Origin of the sequence: Pseudomonas syringae group sp. 247E2, from assembly GCF_032587795.1 — a bacterium.
In the GTDB taxonomy this organism is placed as follows: domain Bacteria; phylum Pseudomonadota; class Gammaproteobacteria; order Pseudomonadales; family Pseudomonadaceae; genus Aquipseudomonas; species Aquipseudomonas amygdali.
In genome coordinates, this window is sequence record NZ_JAWHPK010000008.1 from 485,173 (window position 1) to 511,537 (window position 26,365).

Consider the following 26,365-nt stretch of genomic DNA (forward strand, 5'->3'; position numbering starts at 1 on the left):
GATAGGAAGCCATGTTCAACTGGTATCGCGAAGTCACTCCCAAGGAGCGCAAGACCTTCTGGGCCTGTTTCGGCGGCTGGTCGCTGGACGCTCTGGAAGTGCAGATGTTCGGTCTGGCCATTCCGGCCTTGATTGCCGCCTTTGCCCTGACCAAAGGCGACGCAGGGCTGATCAGCGCCGTGACGTTGGTGACGTCGGCACTGGGTGGCTGGGTCGGCGGAACGTTGTCGGATCGCTATGGCCGGGTTCGCACGTTGCAATGGATGATCCTGTGGTTTTCCTTCTTCACCTTTCTGTCTGCCTTCGTGACCGGCTTCAATCAGTTATTGATCATCAAAGCGCTGCAGGGCTTTGGCATCGGCGGTGAGTGGGCGGCGGGCGCGGTGTTGATGGCCGAGACGATCCAGTCGCGCTACCGCGGCAAGGTGATGGCAACGGTGCAAAGCGCCTGGGCTGTCGGCTGGGGGCTGGCGGTGGTGTTGTTTACCCTGATCTATTCGTTTGTGCCGGAGGATATTGCCTGGCGGGTAATGTTTTTCGTCGGCCTGCTGCCGGCACTGATGATTATCTGGGTGCGCCGCAACGTCGAGGAGCCGGACAGCTTCCAGCGCATGCAGAAAAACGCTGCGCCGAAGGGTAATTTCTTCAAGTCGATGGCCGGAATCTTTCGCCCCGAATTATTGCGCGTCACTTTGCTTGGCGGCTTGCTGGGCCTTGGTGCGCACGGCGGTTATCACGCGGTCATGACGTGGCTGCCCACCTTTCTGAAGACCGAACGTAACCTGTCAGTGCTGAGCTCCGGCGGCTATCTGGCGGTCATTATCGTTGCATTCTGGTGCGGTTGCGTATGCAGCGGTCTGTTGATCGACCGCATTGGCCGACGCAAGAACATCATGCTGTTCGCGCTGTGCTGCGTGGTCACGGTGCAGTGCTATCTGATGCTGCCGTTGAGCAACACGCAAATGCTGTTTCTTGGCTTTCCACTGGGGTTCTTCGCCGCTGGCATTCCGGCCAGCCTGGGTTCGTTTTTCAACGAGTTGTACCCGGCAGACGTACGTGGGGCAGGGGTTGGCTTCTGCTACAACTTCGGGCGCGTATTGTCGGCGGTGTTCCCGTTTCTGGTGGGCCATATGAGCGAATCGATGTCGCTGGGCACTGCCATCGGCATCGATGCCGGTATTGCCTATGGCGTGGCGATGGTGGCTGCTTTCTGCCTGCCGGAAACCCGTGGACGCAATCTTGATGCCACGCTGATTGCTGCCGACCCGCTGGATAAGGGCGCAGCGCAGCAGGCTTGAATATCCTTTCACCCGCGGTGTTACGGCACTGCGTTGACTACAGATGAACTCATGACCGACCCCTGTACCACGCCAATCCTGGGCATTGATGCCCATGCTCATGTCTTCAGCAAGGATTTGAGTCTGACGTCAGGACGACGTTACAGCCCGGACTACGATGCCACTGTGCAAGCGTATCTGGCCCACCTGCACGAACATGGTTTGAGTCATGGCGTGCTGGTGCAGCCCAGTTTTCTGGGCACCGATAACCGATTTCTGTTCGACGCTCTGGCGCAGGCCCCTGATCGGTTGCGCGGTGTGGCGGTGGTTGATACCGATATCAGCCGTGGTGCCTTGCAGCGTATGGCGGGGCTGGGCATTGTCGGTATTCGCCTGAACCTCATCGGCAGGGCATTGCCTGACTTCACCGCACCTGAATGGAAGTCGTTGTTCAAGAACGTCTGGACCCTTGGTTGGCATGTTGAACTGCACCGTGAGGTTGCGGACTTGCCGGGGCTGATCCGGCAGTTGCTGCCATTCGGTTGCAAGATTGTGATCGACCATTTTGGTCGACCCGATGCGCGCCTTGGTATTGATGACCCGGCGTTCCAGGCATTGCTGGAATTGGGCCTGAGCGGGCAGCTGTGGATGAAAGTCTCGGCAATTTATCGACTGGACGGCACTGCCGAGCAAAATGCGGCGTTTGCCCACGCTGCATTGCCTCTGCTGCTGCAAAGCTTTGGTCCGCGCCGGTTGGTATGGGGCAGCGACTGGCCACACACCCAGCATGAGCAAGAGGTCAGTTACGCCAGTGTGGTCGAGCAGTTCCGGGCGCTTGAGTGCCCGGAACCGCTCAAAAACATGTTGCTGGTCGAGGCTCCTCAGGCGCTGTTCGATTTTCTGCCAATCGAAATCTGACCCGCTAAGCCGCAGGCGGCCTGATCCTGTAGCTCACCACATACAGCGCAGGCAGAAAAAACAACGTCAGCAAGGTGGCGATGGCGATACCGCCGATCATGGCGATCGCCATCGGGCCCCAGAACACCTCGCGGGCAATCGGGATCATGCCCAGGCTTGCGGCTGCTGCGGTCAGCAGAATCGGCCGGCAGCGATGTTCGGTGGCCTTGACCACCGATGTCCAGGCACTCTCACCGGCAGCGATGAACTCGTCGATCTGTGTGACCAGAATCACCGAATTGCGAATAATGATGCCGATCAGCGCCAGCACGCCAAGAATCGCGACGAAGCCCAGCGGATAGCCGGATATCAATAACGCTGCGACCACGCCAATCAGGCCGAGCGGCACCACGCTGACCACTAGCAGAAGTTTTTTGACACTGTGCAGCTGGATCATCAAAAAGCTCACCACCAGCAGCAACATCAGTGGCACGACCTTCAATATGGGCCCTTGCGAGCGGGCGCTGGCCTCGACCGCACCACCAGTAGCCAGCGAATAGCGTAGTGGCAGGCTGGCGCTGAAGGCGTCGACTTCCGGTTTCAATTGCCTGACCAGCGCGGCCGGTTGCAGTTTTCCGAGCACGCTGGCTTTAAGGGTGATGGTCGCCAGCCGGTCGCGACGCCAGACCAGCGGCTGTTCCTGCTCGTAGCTGAGCGTGGCGAACGCCAGCAGCGGCACGCTCGCACCGTTGGGTGTCGGGATCTGCAGGTTGCCGAGGCTTTGTACCGAGTTGCGCTCATCGTTTTCTGCGCGCGCGACCATGTCGATCAGGTAGGTACTGTCGCGCACCTGAGTGATGGTCGTTCCGCTGACCATACTGTTGAGGATTTGCGCCACGTCTTCCGAAGACAGGCCGAATTGACGCACCTTGTCCTGCGCGATATCAATCTTCAGCACTTTGCCCGGCTCGTTCCAGTCATAGATGACCTGGCCGATGTTTGGGTTGGCGTCGAGGATGGCCGCCAGTGCCATCGCCTGGCTGCGCACTTGTTCGATGTCCGGGCCGCTGACCCGGTATTGCACCGGCCAGCCCACTGGCGGCCCCATGTTCAGTGGCTGGACGTAGCCGCCCACCCCGACATAATCGTCACGAAAGCGCTGGCGCAGACGCTCGATCAGGCGATCACGCGCTGCGCCGCCCTGGCTGACGATCACCAGTTGCCCATAAAAGGGATTGCTCAGTTGCTGGTCCAGTGGCAGGTAGAAACGCACCGCTCCTTTGCCTACATAGGAACTCCAGCGCAGCACATCGGGATCGTTCTTGAGCGTGGCCTCAAAGCGATCCATGGTCTGGCGTGTGCCTTCGATGGAGCCGTTTTGCGGCATATAGATATCCACCAGAATTTCTGGGCGGTCGGAGTCCGGAAAGAACTGGTTCTGCAGCATTCTGGTGGCAAACAGTGAGCCGATGAACATCAGTAACGTGATGCCGATCACCCACCAGCGGTGCTCCAGGGTTTTGACCAGCAGGCCGCTGAAACCGCGCATCCAGCGCCCCGGCGCGGCATGCGGCGCCGACGCCTTGAGAATGTGCACGCCAATCAGTGGCGCAAACAGCACCGCCACCAGCCAGGACAGCAACAGCGCCACTGCGATGACTGCGAACATGGTGAACACGTATTCGCCCGCTGAACTGGAATTCAGGCCGATGGGCACGAAACCGGCAACCGTCACCAGCGTGCCGGTCAGCATCGGGAAGGCCGTCGAGGTATAGGCGAAGGTCGCGGCCTGTGGCAACGAATCGCCGCTTTCCAGGCGGGTCACCATCATTTCGACGGTAATCATTGCGTCGTCCACCAACAGCCCCAAGGCGATGATCAGCGCACCCAGCGAGATGCGCTGCATGGTGATGCCGCTGTACTCCATGAACACAAAGACCAGCGCGAGCACCAGTGGGATCGAACAGGCCACCACCAGACCTGCGCGAATGCCGAGGCTGATGAAGCTCACGACCAACACAATCAGGATTGCTTCAAAGAGTGCATGGGTGAAGCCGCCGATGGCTTTTTCAACCACGTCGGCCTGGCTGGACACCAGATGCACGTCGATGCCCAACGGTAGCTCGGTGGTCAGCTGGTCGATGCGCTGCTGCAACTGCGTACCGAATGCCTGAATGTTGCCGCCTTGCTTCATGGCCACCGCAAGCCCGATGGCCGGTTGGCCGTTGAAACGGAACAGCGAGGAGGGCGGGTCAGCGTAGCGGCGTTCGATAGTCGCCAGATCGCTGAGGCGAAAGAACCGCTCGCCGAAGCGCAGATTGACGGCCTCAAGGTCCTCTTCACTGCTGAATTGACCGCTGGCGCGTACCGCAATGCGTTCCGGGCCTGACTCAATCACCCCGGCGGGCGTTACCGAGTTTTGCGCTTGCAGGCTTTGCAGCACCTGGCGCTGATCGATGCCCAACGCCGCGAGCTTGCGGATCGAAAAATTCAGATAAATGACTTCGCGCTGGGCACCGAGCAGCTCGATCTTGCCCAGGTTGGGCACGCTGCGGATATCGGCGCGCACCTGTTCGACGTAATCGCGCAACTGGCGGAACGACAGGCCGTCAGCGGTGAACGCATAAATACTGCCGAACACATCACCAAACTCGTCGTTGAATGCAGGGCCCTGAATGCCGCTGGGCAATTCGCTGCGTACATCGCTGATCTTCTTGCGTACCTGATACCACGCTGCCGGGATGTCGGCGCTACGGGTCTCGCTTTTGAGGAAGACAAAAAGCGTCGATTCGCCGGCCAGCGTGTAGCTTTTCACGTAATCCAGCGCGTCGATTTCTTCGAGCTTCTTCTCCAGCCGGTCGGTGACCTGTTGCAAGGTGTCGGGCAACGTAGCACCCGGCCAACGCGCCTGAATGACCATGGTCTTGATGGCAAAGGAAGGGTCTTCCTCGCGGCCCAGATTCAGAAACGACCAACTGCCCATCAGCAGTGAAACGAACATCATGTACCAGACCAGCGTGCGATGCCTGAGCCCCCAGGCCGACAGATTGAAACGCTCCCTCACAAACTGACCTCTCGCTGCATGCGTATTTTCTGTCCGGACTGCATGCCGTTAACGCCGGCAGTCACCACTTTTTCGCCCTCGTGCAGCTCGCCGCTGATCCGTACCTTCGAGCCCGTGCGCGTCAGTACCTGCACCGTGCGCGCAACGAGTGTCGAGGTCGATGGGTCGATGACCCATACCTGAGACAGGCCGTCGCGCTCCACAACGGCGCTACCGGGCAGCTCGTGAAACGGCGGTGCGTCGCCGCTGATTTCGACCGTGACCGTCGAGCCCGGACGAAAGCTGTCGGGCATGTGCTGCAAGGCCAGACGGACACGTTGAGTGCGGGTTTCGGCGTTGATTTGCGGTGCAAGCTGGCGGACTTTTGCGGCCACTGAGACTTGCTCATCGAGTTGCAAAATCACCCTGATGCGCTGATTGTCATCCAGTGCCCCCAGCGGCAAATCGACCACCGCTTCGCGGCTTTCCGGACGCGCAAGGCTGACCACTGCCTGACCGGTCGCGATGACCTGACCGACTTCGGCTTGCCATTCGGTGATCAGGCCGTCGAATTCGGCTGACAGGCGCGTGTAGGACACATGGTCAGTAGCTTGTTGCAGCGCAATGCTGGCCTGACTGCGAAGTGCGTCCTGAGTGCGCACTTCACTGTTCAACTGGTCCAGACGCGCCCGCGAGCCGATACCGCGCTCGTAGAGTTGCTGGTAACGCGTTTGCTCATCGCGCGCCTGCTGCCAGGCAGACCGGGCTCTGCCGAGTTCTGCCTGGCGGGCACGCAAACGATGTTGCTGATCGCCTGGCTCCAGCGTGGCGAGCAGATCGCCTTTGCGCACTCGGTCACCGACCTCTGCGTGCCGGGTTGCCAGTCGTCCGGCCACACGAAAACCCAGTGCCACCTCGTATTGCGGCTGGATGACTCCGGCGAAGCGTGCATAAGAGGCGCTGCGCTGATCGGCAATTTCGGTGAACAGCACGGGCCGCTCGACCGCTTCGCGAAGCGGTTTGTCGCGGCAGCCCGGCAGCGTCATGATCAGCAAACAGAGCAGCCAGCAAGCATGTGTCGGTCGTGGTTCTGCAGGTGTGCTGCTCATTGCCCTGGTGCCGATGACGCCAACGAGACGGCCACCTCGACTGGCACTCGCTCGGCGACCTCGACCCGTTGCCCCGGGTAGAGAAACTGCAGCCCTCGGGAAACCACCCTATCCCCCTCGGACAGCCCCTCGGAAACGATCACCTGGCCCTGTTCATAGCGCAGCACGTTGACCCGCGTCAGCTTGACCCTTGCCTGAGCGTCCACCTGCCAGACTGCCGGTTGACCCTTGGAGCGGCTCAGCGCTGACCAGGGCAGAGCGTACGCCCGTTGTGATCGAACCCGCAGGCGGGCGCTGACCACTGAGCCGAGTGCAGGTGCAACGGCGACGTCCGGCAGCGCAACGCGCACTCGCAATGTGCCGTTAGCGGCGGAAACGATGGGCATGATTTCCCTGATGATGCCGGTCAACTGAAGGCCCTGTTCAGCGATAGGGCTAATGATCACCGTAGCGCCTGTCTGATCGGAGCGCAGCAGCGATTCATACACGGAAAATACGGCCTCGCGTTCGCCATCGTGAGCGACACTGAACACCGGTGCGGCGGCCTGGACCACCTGACCTTCTTCGGCATGCCGTGCAGTGATGACGCCATCTGCTACTGCGAGCAGTTCGGTGTAACCGACTTGATCACGTGCATTGGCCTGTTGAGCTTGCAGCGCTGCCAATTCAGCTCGCGCACTCTCAAGGCCGGAGCGTGCCTTCTGGTATTCACTGAGGTTGGTATAGCCCTTGGGCAGCAGTAACTGCTGACGCAGGTAATTTTGTTCGGCGAGGTATAAGCGCGACTGTCGCATGGCCACTTCGGCATTGGCCGACGCCAGCTCGTTCTTCTGTTCTTGCGGGTCCAGCCTGGCAAGCACTTGCCCGGCACGCACGCGGTTCCCGACATCCACGTAGCGTTTGATCAGCTTGCCCGACACGCGAAACGCTTGCTCGGTTACTTTGCGCGCCTGGATATCGCCTGTCAGCGTCACACTGCTTGAGACGTCCACCAAGGCAACTGGCTGTACCTCGACTCGCACCAGCGCCTTTTCTGCAGGTTTCCCTGCGGAACAAGCGCTGAGCGAGAGCAGTGAAATGAACCCCAGCACCAGGCCGGGCTGAACAGGTATAAGGTGCGATAGCCGGACATTTCCGGTAGCACGGCAGTACCAACGCAAGCGCGTTGCAAAGGGAAAAGTCATCAACGAATAGCACTGCCCGATCAAAGAAACCAACACCGGTGAACCACTGCGTCACGCCGGAAAAGCTGCACGGCTTCCCGGGCGCAGGCGAGCGTATTTCAGGCCATCGCGGTGACGCTTGGCCACACCTGTTGAGTGGCTTCGGTGCCCAGGAAAGTCAGTGCGGTGCGTTGCGAGTGGTGCCACGCCGCCTTGCTCTCCAGATCCAGAAAGTGCCCGGTGTCCGGAACGACGTTGAAACTGCTTTTGGCGATGTAGTTGGAAAACATCCGCGCATCTTCAACGGTGGTGTACTCATCTTTTTCACCGTTGATGAACAGCACCGGAATCTTGATCGAGGAAAAACGCTCGACGTAGTTAGTGGCGCTTAGTTTGCGAATCTGGCTGATGTGAAAGTCGATCTGGCGATATTCGTGTTCGGCAAGGCTGATCAGGTGCTTGTAGTTATAAAGTTTGAACAGGCGCGGCAGGTACTTGCCCACGGTGTCATTGAGCAGTGAGCCGATCTTGCGCTTCTCGCGGGCGGCCAGATAGATCTGGGCGTTATCGATGTAATCGAGCATGGCCTCGTTGAGGACCGGCGAGAACGAGCTGATGATCGCCTTTTCCACGGATGGCGGGCACTCGGAAAGGGCCAGCAGGGCCGATACACCGCCCCAGGATACCGACAGCAGGTGGTTCACCTGATAAAGGTCGATCAACTGCAGCAGGATGTTTACTTCATCTTCCTTGCTGACAATCATGTCGTCCGGGTTGTGGGCTCGGGACTGCCCCGAAAACGGCAGGTCGAATAGCACGAGGTTGTAGTGCGGTTGCAGGTACTTGACGGTTTGCCCGAAAGAGCCGGTGGTCGATAACGCACCGTTGACCAGCAAGATGGTCTTGGCCTCGCTGCCTTTCCAGTAAGTCTCGGTGTAAACCTTATACTGACCTACGCTTAAAATCTTTGATTGTGCGCCCATAACAGCCTCCCAGCCGATGTTGATCCAACTAATTAGTACAGCGTTCTCTGCTTTGGCAGCCATGTCAAAGCCTCGCCTTGTTAGTGGCGAAATCCGGTGAGTTATTATTTTGGGTGCAGCCAAACGGTGCAGCAGGAACCTTGTTTGCCCGGTTATAGATAGCGCAGTGCCAGCGAAGCGACAAGACGCTGACGTCATAAAAATGTCTATTCGTTCACATTTTGCTTGGAAGGCGAAGAACCGCCATCTGCTCGATGGGGTGATTTATTCGGGGAAAACCGTCATATAAAGCCAGAAAAGCGCATTTATTGAGTGGAACTTGTGAGCGCTGAAACGGTCAAGCTACAGTATTTTTTGAAACATATTGTTACAAATTAGCGCTTGGCAGGCTGCGCCAGATAACTATCGAAACCTCTGGAACCACTGACCCAGACGCTTCAAGCTCGTCAAAAAGCAGGCACGTAGTGTTTTGCGCAGGGGGGCGTGATTGAATCTCAGGCCAGAGTGTTTACGGTGCGACATTCCAGCAACAAGCTTGCGCCGCCGTATTCGCTGATGCCTATTTGCAGCGTAAAACCATGCAGATTGACGATAGCGGCGACTACGGAGAGACCGAGCCCGAAGCCGCTCTGTTCAGTGCCGGTTTCGCTGCGATAGAAGCGCTGGAAGACGGCTGCGCGCTCGGCGACGGGGATGCCGGGCCCAGAGTCCTGTACTTCAATGCACGGCGTGATGCCGTCGCTGGAGGGGTAGGCGCTGATTTTTACAATCCCGCCGGAAGGGGTGAACTTGATTGCATTTCCCAGCAGGTTGGTCAGCGCTTCAAACAGCAGCGCTCGGTCGCCTACCAGCGTGGGTAATGTGTCGTGCAGGTCCAGCAGCAGGGTGATCTGGTCTTCTTCGGCCAGTGGCAGGTAGAAATCATGCAGTTCCTGCAGCAGTGGTTGCAGCTCCAGCTCAACGAACGCCGAACGTCGCTGGCGGTCTTCCAGTTCCGAAATGCGCAGCAGCCCGCGGAAACGCGCCATCAGCGTGTCTGCTTCACTGATGACCTGGGCAATCTGGGTGGAATGGGGCGAATCGTGTGCTGATTGCTGCTGAATGCGATAAAGCTGGGCGCGCAGTCGGGTCAGTGGCGTGCGCAGGTCATGGGCGATATTGTCGCAGACGCCCTTGACCTCGTTCATGAGCTTTTCGATACGGTCGAGCATGGCGTTGACGATCACCGCCAGCATGTCCAGCTCATCACGTCTGTTCGAGACCGGCAGTCGGCCAGCCATGTCGCCGGCGATGATTGATTCGGCGCTGGCCTGAATGGCGCGTATGCGGCGCAACGGGCGGCGGCGCAGCAAATGCCAGCCGGCGACCCCGGGAATAATGGTCAGAGAGATGCCCCACAGCAAGGCATGCAGGATCAGAGTGCTGACGGCAAGCAACGAGCCATTCTCGCGCACCAGTACCAGCCAGCGCCCGTCGGACGTTCGGTTGACTATCGCATCACAGCTGCCTTGCGGCAGGCCCGGGTCATCCGATTCGATGCAGTCGCTCAGTACATGGATCTGGCCGTCGATGGGCAGATTTTTCGGCACACGGGTGATGGGGCCTGCCACGGGACGAAAGTTTCGGTCGAACAGGCCATAGGCGTCCACTGCGCGCGTATCGAAGGTCATGCTGGTGGCCAGAGCATCAACCAGGGCCTGGCCTTCAAAGCGCGAAAACAGCTGCTGGCGGTGAGTGAGTGACTGGCGGGCGAGGTTGTCCAGGTAGGAGTTGACCTCCCAGTAGAGGACGCCCAGCAGCATCACGCTCCAGGCGACAAACAGGGAACTGTATAGCGCCAGTAATCGGCTTGTTGAAGATCGCCAGCCCTTAGACGGGTTCGGCAATAACATAACCTGAACCTCGCACGGTCTGGATCAGCTGTGCGGTGCCAGGTTGGTCTATCTTCTTGCGCAGACGGCCAATGTGCACGTCGATCAGGTTGGTGCCCGGATCAAAGTGATAGCCCCAGACTTCCTGGAAAATCATCATGCGGGTGATGATCTGGCCGCTGTTACGCATCAGGAATTCCAGCAGCTTGAACTCGGTGGGCAGCAGGGTCAGCGGCTCACCGCCACGGCAGGCTTCGCGGCTGATCAGGTTCAGTTCCAGATCAGCGACCTGTAGCACTGTCTTGCCCGCGCTGACCGGGTTACTGCGGCGCAGGAGCACTTCGACACGCGCCGCCATTTCGTCGGAAGCAAACGGTTTGGGCAGATAATCATCCCCACCTGCACGCAGCCCGCGCACCCGCTCGTCCACGTCGGAAAGAGCGCTGATCATCAGGATTGGCGTGGCGATACCCTGGGCGCGCAGATGGGTGACGATGGTCAGACCATCCATCTCCGGAAGCATGCGGTCCAGAGTAATCAAGTCATAGTCGCCGCTCACTGCACGTGCAAGACCGTCACGGCCGTTGTCCACCCAGTCCACTTCCAGTCCGTGGTTGCTGAGTTCGGTCACGATTTCCTTTGCTGTGATGGCATCATCTTCGATTGCCAGAATTCGGGTCATGGTCCCTGCCTGAATAAGTGCGTTCAAAAACTCATTCTGCCTTTAAAAGCCACTGCGCTTCCTGAAAGAAAGTTTAATGATAGGGATCATATGTCATTCTGCATGCTGATATCCGCGTCCTTGAGCGTTTGCTGCTGCTTTTCCCGGCGGCTTTTTTCTGCCTTGTCCTGACGATCGCGTTCCAGTTTGGCGGTCGTGTCTTTTTCGCTGCGGATCTGTGCATGGCTGATCAAGGCAAAGATAAAGCTGCCACCAATGATATTGCCTGCCAATGTAGGACCGGCAAAGGTAAACCAGAAATCCTTCCAGCCCAGCTCTCCGGCAAATACCAGATAGGACACTTCGGCCGAGCCCACGACAATGTGCGTGAAGTCCCCGAGCGCCATCAGGTAAGTGATCAGAATGATGATGGCGATCTTGGCATTTTCCATGGATGCAATCATCCAGACCATAGTTGCGATCATCCAGCCGGACACGATGCCCTTGGAAAACATCTGACTGACGTCGTTTTCCATGACCTTGTGGCCAATCTCCAGAAATGCCTTGTCTGTACTGGTGTCGAAAATCGGCAGATTGAGCATGACATACGCCACCAGCAGCGTTCCTGCGAGGTTGCCCGCCAATACCACGCCCCAGAGCCGAAACAATCGACCGATGTTGGCCAGGTTCAACTTGCTCATGACCGGCAGCACGGCGGTAATAGTGTTTTCAGTGAACAATTGCTGGCGCGCCAGGATGACCGCGAGAAACCCGGCCGAATAGCCAAGGCTGCTGATGACGTGACTGCCGGGTATGCCTTCCAGCCGCGACTTGAACAGCCCCATCGCCATCAACGACAGGCCCATCGTCAGCCCGGCCGCGAGCGCCGACCACCACAGGGCGGCAACACTGCGCTCCAGTTCGTGATCGCCCTGAATACGGATGGTTTCGTGCAGCACCGCCGCGCGGGGCGGCTGGTTCTCATCAATCTCGCGCTCTTCCTCGGCTGACAGGCCGGGGGTCTTGCCGTCTACTTCGTGATCCATACAACATCCTCAGCGCCAGTGATGAAAGGGACCGGCACGGGCATTGCCGGTCCGATGGTTCAGACAGGCGCCGCGCGCGGTCGTTCGCTAACAGCGGGACGTATCAACGATTGTTTGCGCCGGTTGCAGGGTGCGCCCGTCTAGCCCAGCAGATCTGAGCTTTGCACGCGTTCTACACCCATGCTCAGGAGGGTCTTCCAGGCATTCTCCAGCGAGCCGTTCATGTCGATGGCGCGACAGCCATCTTCGATGACATACGTATTGAAACCGGCACTGCGTGCATCCTGAGCAGACCAGGCGACGCAGAAATCCAGCGCCAGACCGACCACGAATACCGTGTCGATGCCGCGCTCTTTCAGATACCCGGCCAGTCCTGTGCTGGTCGTGCGGTCTGCCTCCAGAAATGCCGAATAGCTGTCGATATGCGTATTGCAGCCCTTGCGCAGGATCAGTTGTGCGTGAGGCAGGTCAAGATCAGCGTGCAACTGCGCACCGTGGCTGCCTTGCACGCAATGGTCCGGCCACAGGGTTTGCGGGCCGTAGGGCAGGGTGATGCTCTCGAACGGCAGGCGCTGAGCGTGGCTTGAAGCAAACGAAATATGCCCGGCAGGATGCCAGTCCTGCGTGATGATCACTCGGGCAAAGCGCGCGCCCAGACGATTGATCAACGGCAGCAACGCGTCGCCGTCAGCCACCGCCAGTTGTCCGCCGGGCATGAAGTCGTACTGCATGTCGATCACCAGCAAAGCACAGCGCGGGTCGGCGGGCTTGTTGGAAAGAGGCATTGTCGGTTCTCTTGTCAGGTGCGATGAGCGCCAGTTTGCCTGTTTGTCCCCACGGTTGCGAAGTGTGATGCGCAGCATGGGCAAAAGATATTTTTGCGAATTTGTATCAGGTGTTAATACGAATCTGTACTATTCGCGAAAAATCCTGCCGGGTCCCAAGAGGCCTGGTTTCTTGCCAAGGGCTGCACGTCGATGCGTCGTACTCTCGTTTCACTTTGCGTCATTCAAGCGATCTCTCAAGCCGCCTGGGCTGACCAGATTACTGCCGGGCAACCTTCCGTAGAGTTGCAGAATATCGACATCCAGGGCGCTGCCAATGCCGAAACGGCGCAAGGGCCGGTCGAAGGCTATCGGGCCACACGCTCCGCCAGCGCCACGCGCACCGATACCTCGCTGCATGAAACGCCACAGTCCGTCAGCGTTGTGACCCGCGACGCGGTAGAAGACATCGGTTCCACACGATTGCAGGACGCTCTGGACTACGCGGGTGGCGTCGGGCGGGCCAACAACTTCGGCGGTCAAGGGCTGACTACATTCACGGTGCGCGGTTTTACCACCGGCGAGTTCTATCGCAACGGCTTCCCGATCAATCGCGGCTATCCGAACATGCCGGATGCCAACACCATCGAGCGCCTTGAAGTGTTGCGCGGTCCGGCCACTACGCTGTACGGCCGGGGCGATCCGGGCGGCACCTTCAACGTGGTCTCCAAGCAGCCGCTGGCCGAGCGCAAGGTCACGCTGGGCAGCCAGCTCAATGATCAGGGCATGAAGCGCGGCACGCTGGACGCGTCCGGTCCGCTCGATGACGAAGGGCGTTTCGCCTATCGCCTCAACGTCGTGGGCGAAGGCGGCGATACCTTTCGTGATCACGTCGAGACCGAACGCTATGGCGTGGCTCCGGTTTTGAGCTGGGAGGTCAATGACGCCACGCGCATTACCTTCGAAGGCGACTTCATGCGCAACAATGCACCGCTGGATCGTGGCCTGACGCGTTATGCCAACCAGACGAGTACCGCCTCGCGCGATACGTTCTTCGGCGAGAAGAGCGTGGGCAAGCTGCATAACGACAACAACATGGCTCAGTTGCGCTTCGAACATGACCTCAATGCCGACTGGAAGCTGGGTGGCGGCGTCCAGCTTCTCGACGGTTCCCTGCAAGGCAATGCCATCGAGGCCAACGGCCTGGCGGCAGATGGTCGCACCCTCGGGCGCAACTTCAACTATCGCAAGCTGGAATGGACAGATCGCGATGTGCAGTTGAACCTGACCGGGCACTTTTCCGTCGGTGGTTTCGACCACACGCTGCTGACCGGGGTCGAGTATGAGGATTATGACTACAAGTCGATCATCCAGCGTTCCAGCGGCGCCGTCGGTGCCTACCCGATAGACATCTTCAACCCTGTCTATGGTCAGGCCCGGCCAGCACTTACCCGGACCACGACCCACGACAAGGAAAACCTCAAGACCTGGGCTGCCTTTGTGCAGGATCAGGTGGCGCTGACCGAGCGTCTGAAGCTATTGGGCGGCGTGCGTCTGGAGCGTTTTGAACATGACTACGATTCCTTCCTGCCCGGCACCAGCAGTTGGACCGCCAGCGATAATGCCGTCACACCGCGTGTGGGCCTGAGCTACGACCTGACCGACACCATCGCTGTCTACGCCAATACCGCACGTTCATTCAAACCCAACAGCGGCGCGAGCCGGCTGGGTGGCGGCTTCAAGCCGGAAGAGGGCAAGTCTTACGAAATCGGCACCAAGTGGGAAGCGCTGGAAGGCCAGTTGAGTGTTGATGCGGCGATCTACCAGATCGAGAAGCGTAACGTGCTGACCACCGACCCGGTTGATTCCACATTCAGTGTAGCGGCAGGCGAAGTGCGCAGCCGTGGCCTGGATCTCAACGTGGTCGGCAACCTGACGCCCGAGTGGCGGATGATGGGCAGCTACGCTTACGTCGACGCCGAAGTGACCAAGGACAACACCCTGCGCTCCGGCACACGGTTGATGAACATCCCTGAGCAGACCTTCAGCCTGCTCAACGTCTACGAGTTTCAGGAGGGGACCTTGCGCGGCCTGGGTCTGGGCGGCGGCGGTCGTTATGTCGACCAGCGCGCCGGGCGCACCGCCAATGTCGCCTTTTCGATGGACAGCTACACCGTGTTCGACCTGCTGGCGTACTACAAGGTCAACCAGCACGTGAAGCTCAACCTGGACCTGAAGAACGTCTTCGATACCGAGTATGAGGAAGGTGCGTTTGGCAACGTCTATGCGTATCCGGGGGCGCCGCGGACGGTGCAGGTGGGGATTGCTTATACGTTGTGATGGTGCAAGTACCTGAGATGCAAAGCCTGACCCTTTGAGGGTCAGGTTCAGCAGCGTGTGTCATGGATACCGGACCCTGATCACGCGCCGTATTGAATCATAAGAACTGATCTGACTTTGAAAAGCCGGCACGGCGGCGAAGTTTGCCATCCTGGAACTGGTCCTTGCCAGGTAGAATGTCCGCTCCGGCTGCTTTGAGAGCGGTCATATTATCCTGCAAGGCTTTGGTGGCTTCGTCCTTTTGCTGGAACGTGTTTCCTACCAGAAATTTGGCGTTACCCACTTCGCCAATCTGGAATTTATAACCAGCCTCTCGCAGTGCCTTGATCTGTTTTCCGAGCCGGGAAGAGGCTTCGCTTTCCCTGGCGTACACATGAAAACTGCCAATCAGGGCAGGGTTGTCTTCGCCATTGGCGGCCTTTAATTGATCGGCAAACTTGACCAGGCCGCTTTGCGGGCCAGCAGTCAGGCCACCTCCCCAGTTGCTGTCCTCGACAACAATAGTTCCTTTATAGCCGGAATTGCGCGCGGCTTTAATTAATGTGGTCTGCATGTCAGCCCAGTCCTGACTGGCGCTTTTGCCGCCCTGATTGAAAGTGTCCAGTACGAAACTGGTACGACTGCCAAACTTTTTGACCACATTACTGATGTCGGCCGAGGCCTGCTTCAACTTTTCTCCGGTCAGCACGTTTCCGCCACCCTGGTTCGCATTGTCGCGAAAGGTGAACTGAACTTTCACACCCTGTTTGTCTCCTTCGCTAAGCAATGCCCTGAGCTTATCCATCTGCCTGGCGTCCTTGATCTGATCATGCGTCATCTGGAAGCGTAAGGTCCCGCCTCCAATCGTTTTCAGGTCCTGAATCATCTTCGTGGCAGCAGCAGGTGTGGCGATGTCATCAGGATTGGCGTTGGCTCCCCCGCGCGAGACTTTCTCGGCGATTTTGACAGGCTCTGCAGAGGCGACCTTGTCTTTGTCTGTGACTTTCGTTTCTGGCGCGGAAGGGGTTGCGTTGTCTTTGACAGCGGCCACTTCGTCGCGCAGAGCCTTGGTATCGCCCTGAGTGGCAAGCGTCTGTTGACTGGCAAGCAATGCCCTATCCGACGGGGATGCTTCGCTCTCCAGTGACCGAGCATTTCGACTGAGCATGGTTCTCGTGTAGACCGGAAAAGCTTCCGGTGCCTCGGCGGAGCGGCTGTCAGAGGCGGTGTAGGTGTCGAGCTTCGCCTGCGTATCCGGATTCGCTTCAGTAGCGCCAGCGCCCACAGCACGCGTGGTTCTACCGGCCATTACAGGCTTTTCCCTGGCGGCCATGAGGGGGTCATATGACCTGTCTGAGCGAATATTCATCGAATGTCTCTGTAGGCTCCGTGCGACAAGTGGCTGCGCCCTGCGAAACAGGAGAATAAGTCGCCAGGCCAGCTATAACTTAGTGGATTGCAGTATTCATATAACGGGGAGGGAAACTTAAGATGACGCTTTTATTAACGTTTTTCTTTTTCTGTTCTTCCTTGGAATATGGCGTCCTGGCATAATCCTGTTTTGAGCGTTATCTGTTAGCGGAGCAGGGTCGCATAAACAGGGTTTTTAGAGCAACAAAAAGTCTGAGTGACTGAGCCGACAGATTACCGTTTTGACGGCGTACAACGTGTCAGCCAAGCAGCCGAATCGGCGAGCCCGCATGCCAGGCCTGAATGTCTTTGATCATCTGCCCATAAAAGGTCCGGTAGTTGTTTTCGGTGACGTACCCGATATGCGGTGTTGCCAACACGTTGTCCAGCGTGCGGAACGGGTGATCGGCCGGCAGCGGTTCGATGTCGAACACGTCGAGTGCGGCGCCTGCGATGTTGCGCTGTTGCAGTGTTTCAAGCAGCGCAGTCTGATCGATGATCGGGCCGCGTGACGAGTTGATCAGGTAGGCGCTCGGTTTCATCCAGCCCAGTGCCTCCGCGTCCACCAGGCCACGGCTACGGTCGCCGAGTACCAGGTGCACCGAGAGCACGTCCGCCTGTTCGAACAGTTGCTGTTTGCTGACGTACGTGACGCCCGATTCGGCAGCCGCTTCGGGTGTCAGATTCTGGCTCCAGGCAATGACCTGCATGCCGAACGCCTGACCGTAGCGGGCAATCCATTTGCCGATACTGCCCAGCCCGAGAATGCCCAGGGTCTTGCCGTGCAGGTCGCTGCCCAGCCCGACCTGCCAGTTGCCCGCGCGCAAAGAGTTGGCCTCGGCCACCAGATTGCGGGTGATGCCCATGATCAGCGCCCAGGTCAGTTCCGGTGCCGCGTGTTTATAGCTTTCTGTTCCGCACACCACAATGCCGTGCCGCTTGGCCGCAGGGATATCAATCGCCGCATTGCGCATGCCGCCTGTGACCAGCAATTTGAGCGCAGGCAGTTGGCTGAGCAGTGCCTCATCGAACAGGGTTCGCTCACGCATCAGGCAAATGATGTCGAAGCCTTGCAGGCGTTGCGCCATGGTTGCGGTGTCGGCCGGGAAGTCGTGCAGAAAGCTGATGTCGCCCACTGAGTCGAGCACCGACCAGTCCACCACATCGCTGGCTATGTTTTGCCAATCATCGAGCACTGCGATTTTCAACGGGGTCATTGTCTGAAGGCCTCTTGACGGGTTTGTATGAAACCGAGCACTAATTGAACAGGCTGGCAGCGATATTAATCGAAAAGCCCAGAATCGCGGTGTTGAACACAAAGCAGATCAACGACTGACCAAGCACAACCTTGCGCATTTCGCGGGTCGCGACGCCGACATCGGAGGTCTGTACCGCAACGCTGAGGGTGAACGAAAAGTACAGAAAGTCCCAGTAGTCAGGGTGCTTTTCTCCGCCGACAAACGCCAGCGCGGGCTCCTTGCCTTTCCAGGTATAGAACATGCGTGCGTAATGCAGGCTGAAGATCACCCCGATCATCAGCCACGAACCTATGACGGTCAGTCCGGTGAAGGCGTGATGGAGCATTTTGGCGTCGCTGGACAGGCCCTTGCTGCTCGCGACTTCGAAGATAATGGCCGCCAGACTCGCCAGTGCCGCCACGCAGACCGTTACCAGAATGACGCCCGCGTTTTCGTCTTCCATCATCGCGACTCGGCGGACATCGTCGGCATTGCTGCGCAGTGTCCGAACGAAAATAAGGATCAGATACAGCCATACCCCTGTGTCCCAGCCGGTCAGCAGGCTCTGCGTGAGTGTTGCGTGGGGGATCAGCCAGGCCCAGGCAATGCCGGCGGTGAGGCCAACCAGAGCTGCGAGCGTCAGGCGAGGGCGGGTGCGGGCAAGATGGCGCATGCGGTCTAGTCGTTACAGGAGATTACGAGACAGTAGCATGCCCATTTTGCATGCCAAGCCGGATTTGAAAAAAACGGCGCGCAAGGGGGTTGCGCGCCGTGTGCCAGCCAGATTGTCAGCAGGCGGCGAGTGGTTTTTTAAGCTGGCTCAACGCACCAGGCAAGGCTGCTTGTTGTTGAATTTCCAGTCCGGGATCAGAAACTGCATGGCCACTGCGTCATTGCGTGCGCCCAGGCCCATGCCTTTGTAGAGTTCGTGAGCCTTGGCCAGTTGGTCCATGTCCAGCTCGACGCCCAGCCCCGCCTGCTTGGGCACATCGACCTTGCCGCCGATAATCTGCAACGGGGCCTTGGTCAGGCGCTGGCCGTCCTGCCAGATCCAGTGGGTATCAATCGCCGTGATGTTGCCCGGCGCCGCAGCGGCAACGTGGGTGAACATCGCCAGAGAAATATCGAAATGGTTGTTGGAATGCGAGCCCCAGGTCAGACCCCACTCGTTGCACATCTGCGCCACACGTACCGAGCCCTGCATGGTCCAGAAGTGCGGATCAGCCAGTGGAATGTCCACCGATTGCAATTGAATGGCATGGCCCATTTCCCGCCAGTCGGTGGCGATCATGTTGGTGGCAGTCTTCAGCCCGGTAGCGCGCCGGAACTCGGCCATGACTTCGCGACCGGAATAACCGTTTTCCGCGCCGCACGGGTCTTCGGCATACGCCAGCACGTGATGCTGATCGCGGCACAGGCGGATGGCTTCCTTGAGCGACCAGGCTCCGTTGGGGTCAAGGGTAATACGCGCATCGGGAAAACGCTCAGCCAGCGCCGTGACAGCTTCGATCTCTGCGTCACCGCTCAGTACGCCGCCCTTGAGCTTGAAGTCCTGAAAGCCGTAACGCTGGTGCGCAGCTTCAGCCAGACGGACCACCGCCTGCGGAGTCAGCGCTTCTTCATGACGAATGCGGAACCAGTCATTATCGGCGTCGGGCTCGCTGCGGTAGGCCAGGTCGGTTTTGCGCTGGTCGCCGACATAAAACAGGTAGCCGAGCATCTCGACCTGATCACGTTGCTGACCTTCGCCCAGCAATGCAGCAACCGGTACGTCCAGGTGCTGACCAAGCAGGTCGAGCAGGGCGGCTTCCAGCGCGGTGACAGCGTGAATGGCAATGCGCAGGTCGAAGGTCTGCAGGCCGCGGCCGCCCGAATCGCGATCGGCGAAGGCTTTGCGTGCCTCATTGAGGATCTTCTGGTAAGTGCCGATGCTGCTGCCGACCACCAGCGAGCGTGCGTCTTCCAGCGTCTGGCGGATCAACTCGCCACCCGGCACTTCGCCGACGCCGACATGCCCGGCATTGTCCTTGAGTATCACGATATTGCGGGTGAAGTAAGGGCCATGCGCGCCGCTGAGGTTGAGCAGCATGTCGTCATGGCCAGCCACTGGCACTACTTGCATCTCGGTAATGACAGGGGCCTTGCTGGTGATGTTGGCTTGTTGAATGTTCATAGCTGATCCCGTAAAAAAATATGGCCTGTAATGGCGTCGCTTCGAACCTGCATCAATGCGTGGCCGGGGTATGGATGGCGGCTACCGGCGTCGCGCCTGGCTTGGGCGTATTGCGCGCAGCGAAGACGATGATTGCGGCAATGATCGATGTGACCGTCAGGCCATACAGCCCGCCCTGGATGGAGCCGGTGTGCTCTTCCAGCAAGCCGAAAGTGGTCGGCGCCACGAAGCCACCCAGGTTGCCCACCGAGTTGATCAACGCAATGACCGCTGCGGCGATACGTGCATCCAGATACGCTTGCGGGATGGGCCAGAACAGCGACGAAGCCGACTTGAAACCCAGTGCTGCAAAGCAGATGGCAACGAAGGCGAAGATCGGGCTGCCAGTGGTGGACATGAACATCCCGGCAGCGGCAATCAGCAGCGCAATCGCTACCCACGCCTGCTGGCGCTTCCACTTGGCGGACAGCGTGGCGAAAGCGTACATGCCGATAATCGACAGCAGCCATGGAATGGAGTTGAACATGCCGACTTCAAAGTCAGTCAGGCTGCCCATTTTGCGGATGATGCTCGGTAGCCAGAAGGTCGCTGCGTAGATGGTCAACTGAATGAAGAAGTAGATCAGGCAGAACAGAATGATCTGGCTGTCCTTGAGCAACTTGCCGATGGAAGCTTTGACTGGCGTCGCCGCTTCGCGGGCAGCCTGTTCGGCATCGATGGCGCTGACCAACGCGTCCTGTTCTTCGCGGGTCAGCCATTTGGCGTCGTGCGGTTTGGAGTCCAGCCAGAACCAGACGAAGAAGCACAGGCCCACCGAGAACATGCCTTCGATGAAATACATCCACTGCCAGCCTTTCATTCCGAAACCGGTGATCTGCAACAGCAGGCCTGACAGTGGTCCGGAAATCAGCGAAGCGATGGCCGAGCCGCTGAGGAAAATGGCAATTGCCTTGCCGCGCTCAACCCCGGGCAACCAGCGGGTGAAGTAGTAGATCACGCCTGGAAAGAAGCCTGCCTCGGCCACGCCCAGCAGAAAGCGCAGGATGTAGAAGTGGGTTTCGTTCTGGATGAAGGCCATGCAGGCAGCAACGATGCCCCAGGTGAGCATGATCCGCGTCAACCAGATACGTGCGCCGACTTTCTGCAGCAGAATGTTGGAAGGGACTTCGAAGAGGGCATAACCGATGAAGAACAGTCCGGCACCCAGGCCATAGGCTGCAGCACCGATACCCAGGTCATGCTCCATGTGCGAACGCACAAAGCCGATGTTCACCCGGTCGATGTAGTTGACGATAAACATGATGACGAAAAGCGGCAGGACGTGACGTTTGACCTTCGATACGGCTGAACTCAGAACCGAATCAGTGCCGTCGGCCATCCTGGAATTGGATGTGCTCACAGTTGAATCTCCCACTCGTTGTTTTTATGCGGGTATGTGCGAAGTGTGTCCTTCGCATTGTCGGTCATCATACAAGTAAAAAAGGCTTGTGCAATCCCCTGATGCTGATGATTTGGACGATTGGGAAAGTTTTTCTGGATGCAGGTACGTGCGCAGGGCGCGTCAGTATGACGATGTTAATTTAATATTTTTACCCATTGATTGCTGGGTATTAGCCTTTTTAATGAGTCGGGTATGACCTATTCACGAGCCGTTTCTTTCAAGCTGTGCTGTTGAAAAAACGCTTCGAGGTAAATCAAGAGCTTTGACAGTGACAGATAGCTTGTAATACAAGTAAGACAACCGCGCAGGCCGATTCCACCGGCCTTTTTGCGCACTCAACCTAACATTCGCGCTGTTATGACCGTGATACGGCAGCCCGACCAGACAAGTCAGGATTCATTCGCCATGCAAGAGCCTGTCAGCGCAGCGCCCAAACGTCGTCAGCACAGCCTGGCCACCGATCTGGTCACCGAACTGAGCCAGCGTATTTTGCTGGGCAAAATCGCACCCGGTCAGAAGCTGCCTTCCGAAAACCAGATCGTTCGTGAGCACGGCGTCAGTCGCACTGTCGTGCGCGAGGCCATTTCCAAGTTGCAGGCGTCAGGGCTGGTGGTGACCCACCACGGTATCGGTACGTTTGTGCTGGAGCGCAGTGACCAGACCGGCCTGCGTCTGAAGGTTGAAACCGTTTCACGGGTGCGCGATATCATCGAACTGCGTATTGGCCTGGAAACCCAGGCCGTCGCGCTGGCCGCTGTGCGTCGCACCGATGAGCAACTGGCGGCCATGCGTCAGGCACTGGACGATTATCAGGACCTGCTGGCCAATGACGACAGTTGTGTGGAGGCCGACAAACGCTTTCACATGCTCATCGCCGAAGCCACTGGCAACCCGTATTTCATGGAAATCATGCAGCACTTGGGCAGCGCGATCATTCCGCGTAGCCGCATTGCGTCAAGCGAGAGGGCGGGCAATAACCTCGCGCATCAAGGCTATCTGGCCAACCTGGAACACGAAGCACTGCTCAGCGCCATTCGCCGCAAGGACCCGGATGCAGCGCGTGCGGCGATGTGGACGCACCTGAGCAACAGCCGTGAGCGACTGGTGCCGCTGGCGTAAGAGCCTTTGAGTTTTACTGTGTTGCATTCAGCACGCCGAGCATCACTTGGGTTTGCCACTCGAAATACGGGTTGAAGGTCAGGCGTGCGTGGATCTTGCCCGGTTCGGTATAGCCCCAGTCCGAATACCACACCGGCTCGCCCGCCATGCATTTCGCGGTGTCCGGTGTGCTCTGGCCGTTCCAGCAGATGCGCTGGCTACCGGATACGCCATAAAGCGGGTTATCCGCTGAAAAAAGCAGGCCCATGTGGGAAAAGCGGCTGATGCGGTATTCCGGCAGGTAGTCCTTGCGCACCTCGACGCGCGGCGTATTGGCAGCGCGGGCGGGCAGGTCGCCGTACCAGATCAGGCGACTGGCGGGGTTACTGAAGCGCTGGCTGAAATTGTCCAGCACGTAATCAGTGTCGAGTACCGAGTCGTGCTCGGCGATGGCGATGAACACCGGCTTGTCATAGCGACGTTGATGCAGGCGGTCCTGAGCCAGCGCGCTGCTGCGATAGAACTGGGCGAAACCGTTGGTGGGCATGTTCATGTAACGAACCGGCGTCTGCATCGGGCGCAGGCCGTCGTTGGGGGCGGCAAGCCACGGCCTGGCCCAGCCGATCCATGGGGTCAGCCAGGCATAGCCGCTGTTGGAACGAAATGCCGGCGAGAACAACACCAGCCCGGCAATTTCTTCGTGGTCATAGGCGTAATCGAGCACCAGATTGGCCCCGGTTGAAAAGCCCCCCAGATAGACTTTCGGCACCTCGCGGCTCAGCTGTTGCGTTTGCTCTCGCACCACCTGCTGCCACTGCTCCAGACGCACATCAAGCATGTCTTCGGGCCTGGTGCCATGCCCCGGCAGCAGCACAGTCCTGACCAGATAGCCCTGAGCGGCGAGTTTCTGTGCCACATCATTGAAGGACCACGCTGAGTCACCCAGCCCGTGCACCAGCAGAACGCCGCCTTTAGGCGTTCCAGTCGGGGTCCATTGGCGCGGCGCGTTCCAGCCCAGTTCGGCCTCATGGTCGGCGGTCTGGAAGTTGCGGTGCTTGCGGATCAGTTCAATGGTTTGCTGACGGTAGTCTTCAAAACGCTGCGTCGGTGCTTCGCTTTCCGCCATTGAGGTGCAGGCTTGCAGGGTCAATAGCGACAGCAGACTGGCGAGTCGGGATTTGATCAAAAGGGGGCCTGTGCACGTGTGTGGAAATTCAAAAGGTCGACGCGGGCACTCTGCCATGTACGTCGCGCCGGTGACCACTTTCAGGCACACTCGGGCGTTCTATAACTTCAACAAAATGTATCCATATGCCTAACCATTGCAAGCCTCGCCACGCGTCTGGAGCTTTTCATGTTCGCCCTTGATCGGGCGCTGGCCCAAGACATCGTCGACCGGGCCATGGCCATTCTGCCCTACAACGTCAATGTCATGGACTACCTGGGCATCATCATCGGCAGTGGCGACCCCGAGCGCTTGTGTACCCGTCATGAGGGCGCGCAGCGGGTGCTGGCCAACCGGCAGGTGGTGGAAATTGATTCGCAGGCGGCGTTGCAGCTCGGTGGCGTCAAGCCGGGGGTCAATCTGCCGCTGATGCTCGATCATCAGTTGGTCGGCGTGCTCGGCATCACCGGCGAGCCGGACGAGGTTCGGGTGTACGGCGAGCTGGTGAAGATGACCGCCGAGATGCTTATGGAGCACCGCCGTCAGCAGGCTGACCTGCAATGGCGGGCACAGCGCAGCGAAGACCTGCTGGCGCGCCTGCTGCTGCCGGATTGCCCCGATAGCCTGGTGGATGAAGCCCGCCAGCTTGGTTTGCAGCCGCATGTGGCGCGTCAGGTGGTATTGATCCAGTTTGACCAGCAAGGGCAGGTTGCCAGCCAGGTGGCAACCTGGCTTGGCACGCGTTACGCCGACAGCTGGTGCGTGCTGCGCGAGCCCACCTTGTTGTACTGGTGCCGAGCGACGGGCAAGGAACGTGACGATGCGCTGCTGCTCAAGCAGTTCGATGAGCACCGCTGGCCGGTGCTGCGCATGGCCACCGTGGCTCAGTCTGCTGATCTGCCTGCCTTGCGTCATGCCTGTGCGGCGGCGCGGGATCTGCTCGATTACGCCAGTCAGGCTCTGCCGGGGCAACGCTTGCTGCGTCTTGAGGCGTACCGTTTGCCGGTGCTGTTCTGGCGCTACCGCCACGACTGGCTGGCTGAAGACGTCGCCGAGCCGATTGGCCGTTTGCATAACCACGTACAACTGCTTGACACCCTGTGCAAATGGTTCGAGTACAGCGGCGAAAGCCAGGCCTGCGCCGAAGCCCTGGGCATCCATCGCAACAGCCTGCGTTACCGGCTGGAGAAGATCGGCGAGCTGACCGGCTGCGATCCTTACAAGACCGATGACCTGCTGCGTCTGTATCTGGGCGCGCAGATGATCACTCGTCACGACTGAACACGGTTTTTGTTCAAATGCCCGATAACGGTTGCCGATCGTTGTGCGAAGGGCTGGCGGCAAACCTGGTGGCGGATGAGAGCATGCGAGCATCGGATATGGAGAACAACAATGAAAATAGTCATCGCCCCCGACTCGTTCAAGGACAGCCTCAGTGCACAGGCCGTTGCCGACGCCATCGCCAGTGGTCTGGCCGAGGTCTGGCCGCATGCCCAACTGATCAAATGCCCGATGGCAGATGGCGGGGAGGGCACCATCGAAGCGCTGCTGGCAGCCTGCAATGGTGAACTGATGAGCGCCCGGGTCAGCGGACCGCTGGGCGATCCGGTCCAGGCTCATTGGGGCTGGCTGGCCGAGAGCAGAACGGCAATCATCGAAATGGCCATGGCCAGTGGCTTGCAATTACTGACGCTGGCACAGCGCGATGCCTGTGTGACCAGCACAGCAGGTACGGGCCAGTTGATCTCGGCGGCACTGGATGCGGGTGCCCGTCGCGTGATTCTGGCCATCGGTGGCAGCGCAACCAACGACGGCGGCAGCGGCATGCTCTCGGCATTGGGCGCACGCTTTCTAGATGCCGACGATCAGCCCTTGCCACCGGGCGGTCTCGCGCTTGCCGATCTGGCCCGTATCGACCTGAGCGGCTTTGATCCGCGCTTGTCTGACGTGTGCGTCGAGATTGCCGCCGACGTCGATAATCCTCTGTGTGGACCGAATGGCGCCTCGCATATCTTCGGCCCGCAAAAAGGCGCATCGCCCGAGCAGGTTGTGGCGCTGGATGCCGCACTTGGGTGTTTCGCCGACCATTCGGCGCGGATCCTCGGTCTGGACCAGCGCAACAGCCCTGGCAGCGGCGCGGCAGGCGGAATGGGCTTTGCTGCCAAGGCGTATCTGAATGCCTCGTTTCGCGCAGGCGTTGAGGTGGTTGCCGAGCTGACCGGGCTGGAGCAGGCGTTGACCGGGGCCGACCTGGTCATCACCGGCGAAGGCCGTTTTGATGCGCAGACCTTGCGCGGCAAGACCCCGCTTGGCGTCGCGCGCGTCGCGAAGCGCCAGCAAGTGCCAGTGATCGTGCTGGCTGGAACGCTGGGCGAAGGCTACGAACAGCTTTACCCGCACGGCATTGGCGCGGCCTTCGCGCTGGTCAGCGGGCCGATGAGCCTTGAACAGGCCTGTCGCGATGCCAGTCGCCTGCTGCACGACCGCGCGCGTGACCTGGCGCGGCTCTGGCAAATGGCGGCAGGACGCTGAAGGCTGCCCTTCGGGCAGCGCCTTGCACAGGCTCGGTCCAGTTGGCCGATCGGCCTTTTGAGTAAAAAACCTGATTATCACCAGCAATCCTAAAGAATTGTCGGACAAGGGCGATATGCTCTCGGTTGTCTGACAACTTGGCGTCAGATACTGCCCTCCAAATACAAAAGAGCAC

20 protein-coding genes are annotated in these 26,365 nt (G+C 59.0%); 6 read left to right on the plus strand and 14 right to left on the minus strand.

Annotation, left to right across the window (positions count from 1 at the left end):
* Positions 1 to 11 precede the first annotated feature (11 nt).
* On the plus strand, positions 12 to 1,298 hold the full coding sequence (locus tag RYC18_RS09430; protein WP_057423816.1) for an MFS transporter: 1,287 nt from the start codon (positions 12 to 14) through the stop codon (positions 1,296 to 1,298).
* Positions 1,299 to 1,349: 51 nt separating this feature from the next.
* The gene (locus tag RYC18_RS09435) at positions 1,350 to 2,195 is read left to right on the plus strand and encodes an amidohydrolase family protein (RefSeq protein ID WP_005780088.1); all 846 of its coding nucleotides are present in this window, start codon (positions 1,350 to 1,352) and stop codon (positions 2,193 to 2,195) included.
* A 4-nt stretch (positions 2,196 to 2,199) separates the two neighbouring features.
* Here RYC18_RS09435 and RYC18_RS09440 read toward each other — a convergent pair whose 3' ends face one another.
* The 8 genes from RYC18_RS09440 to pncA all read right to left on the minus strand — a co-directional run bounded on the left by RYC18_RS09440 (position 2,200) and on the right by pncA (position 12,835).
* Positions 2,200 to 5,238 carry an efflux RND transporter permease subunit gene (locus RYC18_RS09440; RefSeq protein ID WP_057405161.1) on the minus strand — a complete coding sequence of 1,013 codons (3,039 nt, stop codon included), beginning with the start codon at positions 5,236 to 5,238 and terminating at the stop codon, positions 2,200 to 2,202.
* Positions 5,235 to 6,326: an efflux RND transporter periplasmic adaptor subunit gene (locus RYC18_RS09445; protein ID WP_016981053.1), complete on the minus strand. Its 1,092-nt coding sequence runs from the start codon at positions 6,324 to 6,326 to the stop codon at positions 5,235 to 5,237. Before RYC18_RS09445 ends, RYC18_RS09440 begins: the two co-directional genes overlap by 4 nt.
* Positions 6,323 to 7,510, minus strand: a complete 1,188-nt coding sequence (locus tag RYC18_RS09450; protein WP_039847474.1) for an efflux RND transporter periplasmic adaptor subunit — start codon at positions 7,508 to 7,510, stop codon at positions 6,323 to 6,325. The genes RYC18_RS09445 and RYC18_RS09450 overlap by 4 nt, the downstream gene beginning before the upstream one ends.
* A gap of 98 nt (positions 7,511 to 7,608) precedes the next feature.
* Entirely contained in the window at positions 7,609 to 8,535 is a 927-nt protein-coding gene (locus RYC18_RS09455) for an alpha/beta fold hydrolase (RefSeq protein WP_005731927.1), read from the minus strand.
* Between the two features lie 431 nt (positions 8,536 to 8,966).
* The gene (locus RYC18_RS09460; RefSeq protein WP_016981055.1) at positions 8,967 to 10,364 is read right to left on the minus strand and encodes a sensor histidine kinase; all 1,398 of its coding nucleotides are present in this window, start codon (positions 10,362 to 10,364) and stop codon (positions 8,967 to 8,969) included.
* Entirely contained in the window at positions 10,342 to 11,025 is a 684-nt protein-coding gene (locus RYC18_RS09465) for a response regulator transcription factor (protein ID WP_002553943.1), read from the minus strand. The genes RYC18_RS09460 and RYC18_RS09465 overlap by 23 nt, the downstream gene beginning before the upstream one ends.
* An 86-nt stretch (positions 11,026 to 11,111) precedes the next feature.
* Positions 11,112 to 12,050, minus strand: coding sequence for a formate/nitrite transporter family protein (locus tag RYC18_RS09470; protein ID WP_002553942.1), 939 nt, complete (start codon positions 12,048 to 12,050; stop codon positions 11,112 to 11,114).
* 140 nt (positions 12,051 to 12,190) lie between these two features.
* The gene (gene pncA / locus RYC18_RS09475; RefSeq protein WP_316885471.1) at positions 12,191 to 12,835 is read right to left on the minus strand and encodes a bifunctional nicotinamidase/pyrazinamidase; all 645 of its coding nucleotides are present in this window, start codon (positions 12,833 to 12,835) and stop codon (positions 12,191 to 12,193) included.
* Between the two features lie 192 nt (positions 12,836 to 13,027).
* On the opposite strand from pncA, the gene RYC18_RS09480 reads away from it, so the two are divergent.
* Positions 13,028 to 15,154, plus strand: a complete 2,127-nt coding sequence (locus RYC18_RS09480) for a TonB-dependent receptor (RefSeq protein WP_316885473.1) — start codon at positions 13,028 to 13,030, stop codon at positions 15,152 to 15,154.
* Positions 15,155 to 15,251: 97 nt separating this feature from the next.
* Here RYC18_RS09480 and RYC18_RS09485 read toward each other — a convergent pair whose 3' ends face one another.
* From RYC18_RS09485 to RYC18_RS09505, 5 genes are all read right to left on the minus strand, one after another.
* Positions 15,252 to 16,502, minus strand: a complete 1,251-nt coding sequence (locus tag RYC18_RS09485; protein ID WP_057405165.1) for a cellulase family glycosylhydrolase — start codon at positions 16,500 to 16,502, stop codon at positions 15,252 to 15,254.
* Between the two features lie 301 nt (positions 16,503 to 16,803).
* The gene (locus RYC18_RS09490; RefSeq protein WP_057405166.1) at positions 16,804 to 17,760 is read right to left on the minus strand and encodes a D-2-hydroxyacid dehydrogenase family protein; all 957 of its coding nucleotides are present in this window, start codon (positions 17,758 to 17,760) and stop codon (positions 16,804 to 16,806) included.
* A 40-nt stretch (positions 17,761 to 17,800) separates the two neighbouring features.
* The gene (locus tag RYC18_RS09495; RefSeq protein WP_004665647.1) at positions 17,801 to 18,454 is read right to left on the minus strand and encodes a DUF1345 domain-containing protein; all 654 of its coding nucleotides are present in this window, start codon (positions 18,452 to 18,454) and stop codon (positions 17,801 to 17,803) included.
* Between the two features lie 147 nt (positions 18,455 to 18,601).
* Positions 18,602 to 19,954, minus strand: a complete 1,353-nt coding sequence (gudD, locus tag RYC18_RS09500; protein WP_044345239.1) for a glucarate dehydratase — start codon at positions 19,952 to 19,954, stop codon at positions 18,602 to 18,604.
* A gap of 52 nt (positions 19,955 to 20,006) precedes the next feature.
* Complete coding sequence (locus RYC18_RS09505; RefSeq protein WP_005745896.1) at positions 20,007 to 21,332, minus strand: MFS transporter; 1,326 nt, start codon at positions 21,330 to 21,332, stop codon at positions 20,007 to 20,009.
* Positions 21,333 to 21,800: 468 nt separating this feature from the next.
* Here RYC18_RS09505 and RYC18_RS09510 point away from each other — a divergent pair, with 468 nt between their 5' ends.
* The gene (locus tag RYC18_RS09510; protein WP_054078644.1) at positions 21,801 to 22,514 is read left to right on the plus strand and encodes a FadR/GntR family transcriptional regulator; all 714 of its coding nucleotides are present in this window, start codon (positions 21,801 to 21,803) and stop codon (positions 22,512 to 22,514) included.
* 13 nt (positions 22,515 to 22,527) lie between these two features.
* Here RYC18_RS09510 and RYC18_RS09515 read toward each other — a convergent pair whose 3' ends face one another.
* Entirely contained in the window at positions 22,528 to 23,619 is a 1,092-nt protein-coding gene (locus tag RYC18_RS09515; protein WP_044293864.1) for an alpha/beta hydrolase, read from the minus strand.
* A gap of 228 nt (positions 23,620 to 23,847) precedes the next feature.
* On the opposite strand from RYC18_RS09515, the gene RYC18_RS09520 reads away from it, so the two are divergent.
* Together RYC18_RS09520 and RYC18_RS09525 are read left to right on the plus strand one after the other, a co-directional pair.
* Positions 23,848 to 24,939: a sugar diacid recognition domain-containing protein gene (locus RYC18_RS09520; RefSeq protein WP_057405167.1), complete on the plus strand. Its 1,092-nt coding sequence runs from the start codon at positions 23,848 to 23,850 to the stop codon at positions 24,937 to 24,939.
* Between the two features lie 111 nt (positions 24,940 to 25,050).
* Positions 25,051 to 26,190, plus strand: a complete 1,140-nt coding sequence (locus RYC18_RS09525) for a glycerate kinase (protein ID WP_057405168.1) — start codon at positions 25,051 to 25,053, stop codon at positions 26,188 to 26,190.
* Positions 26,191 to 26,365 lie beyond the last annotated feature (175 nt).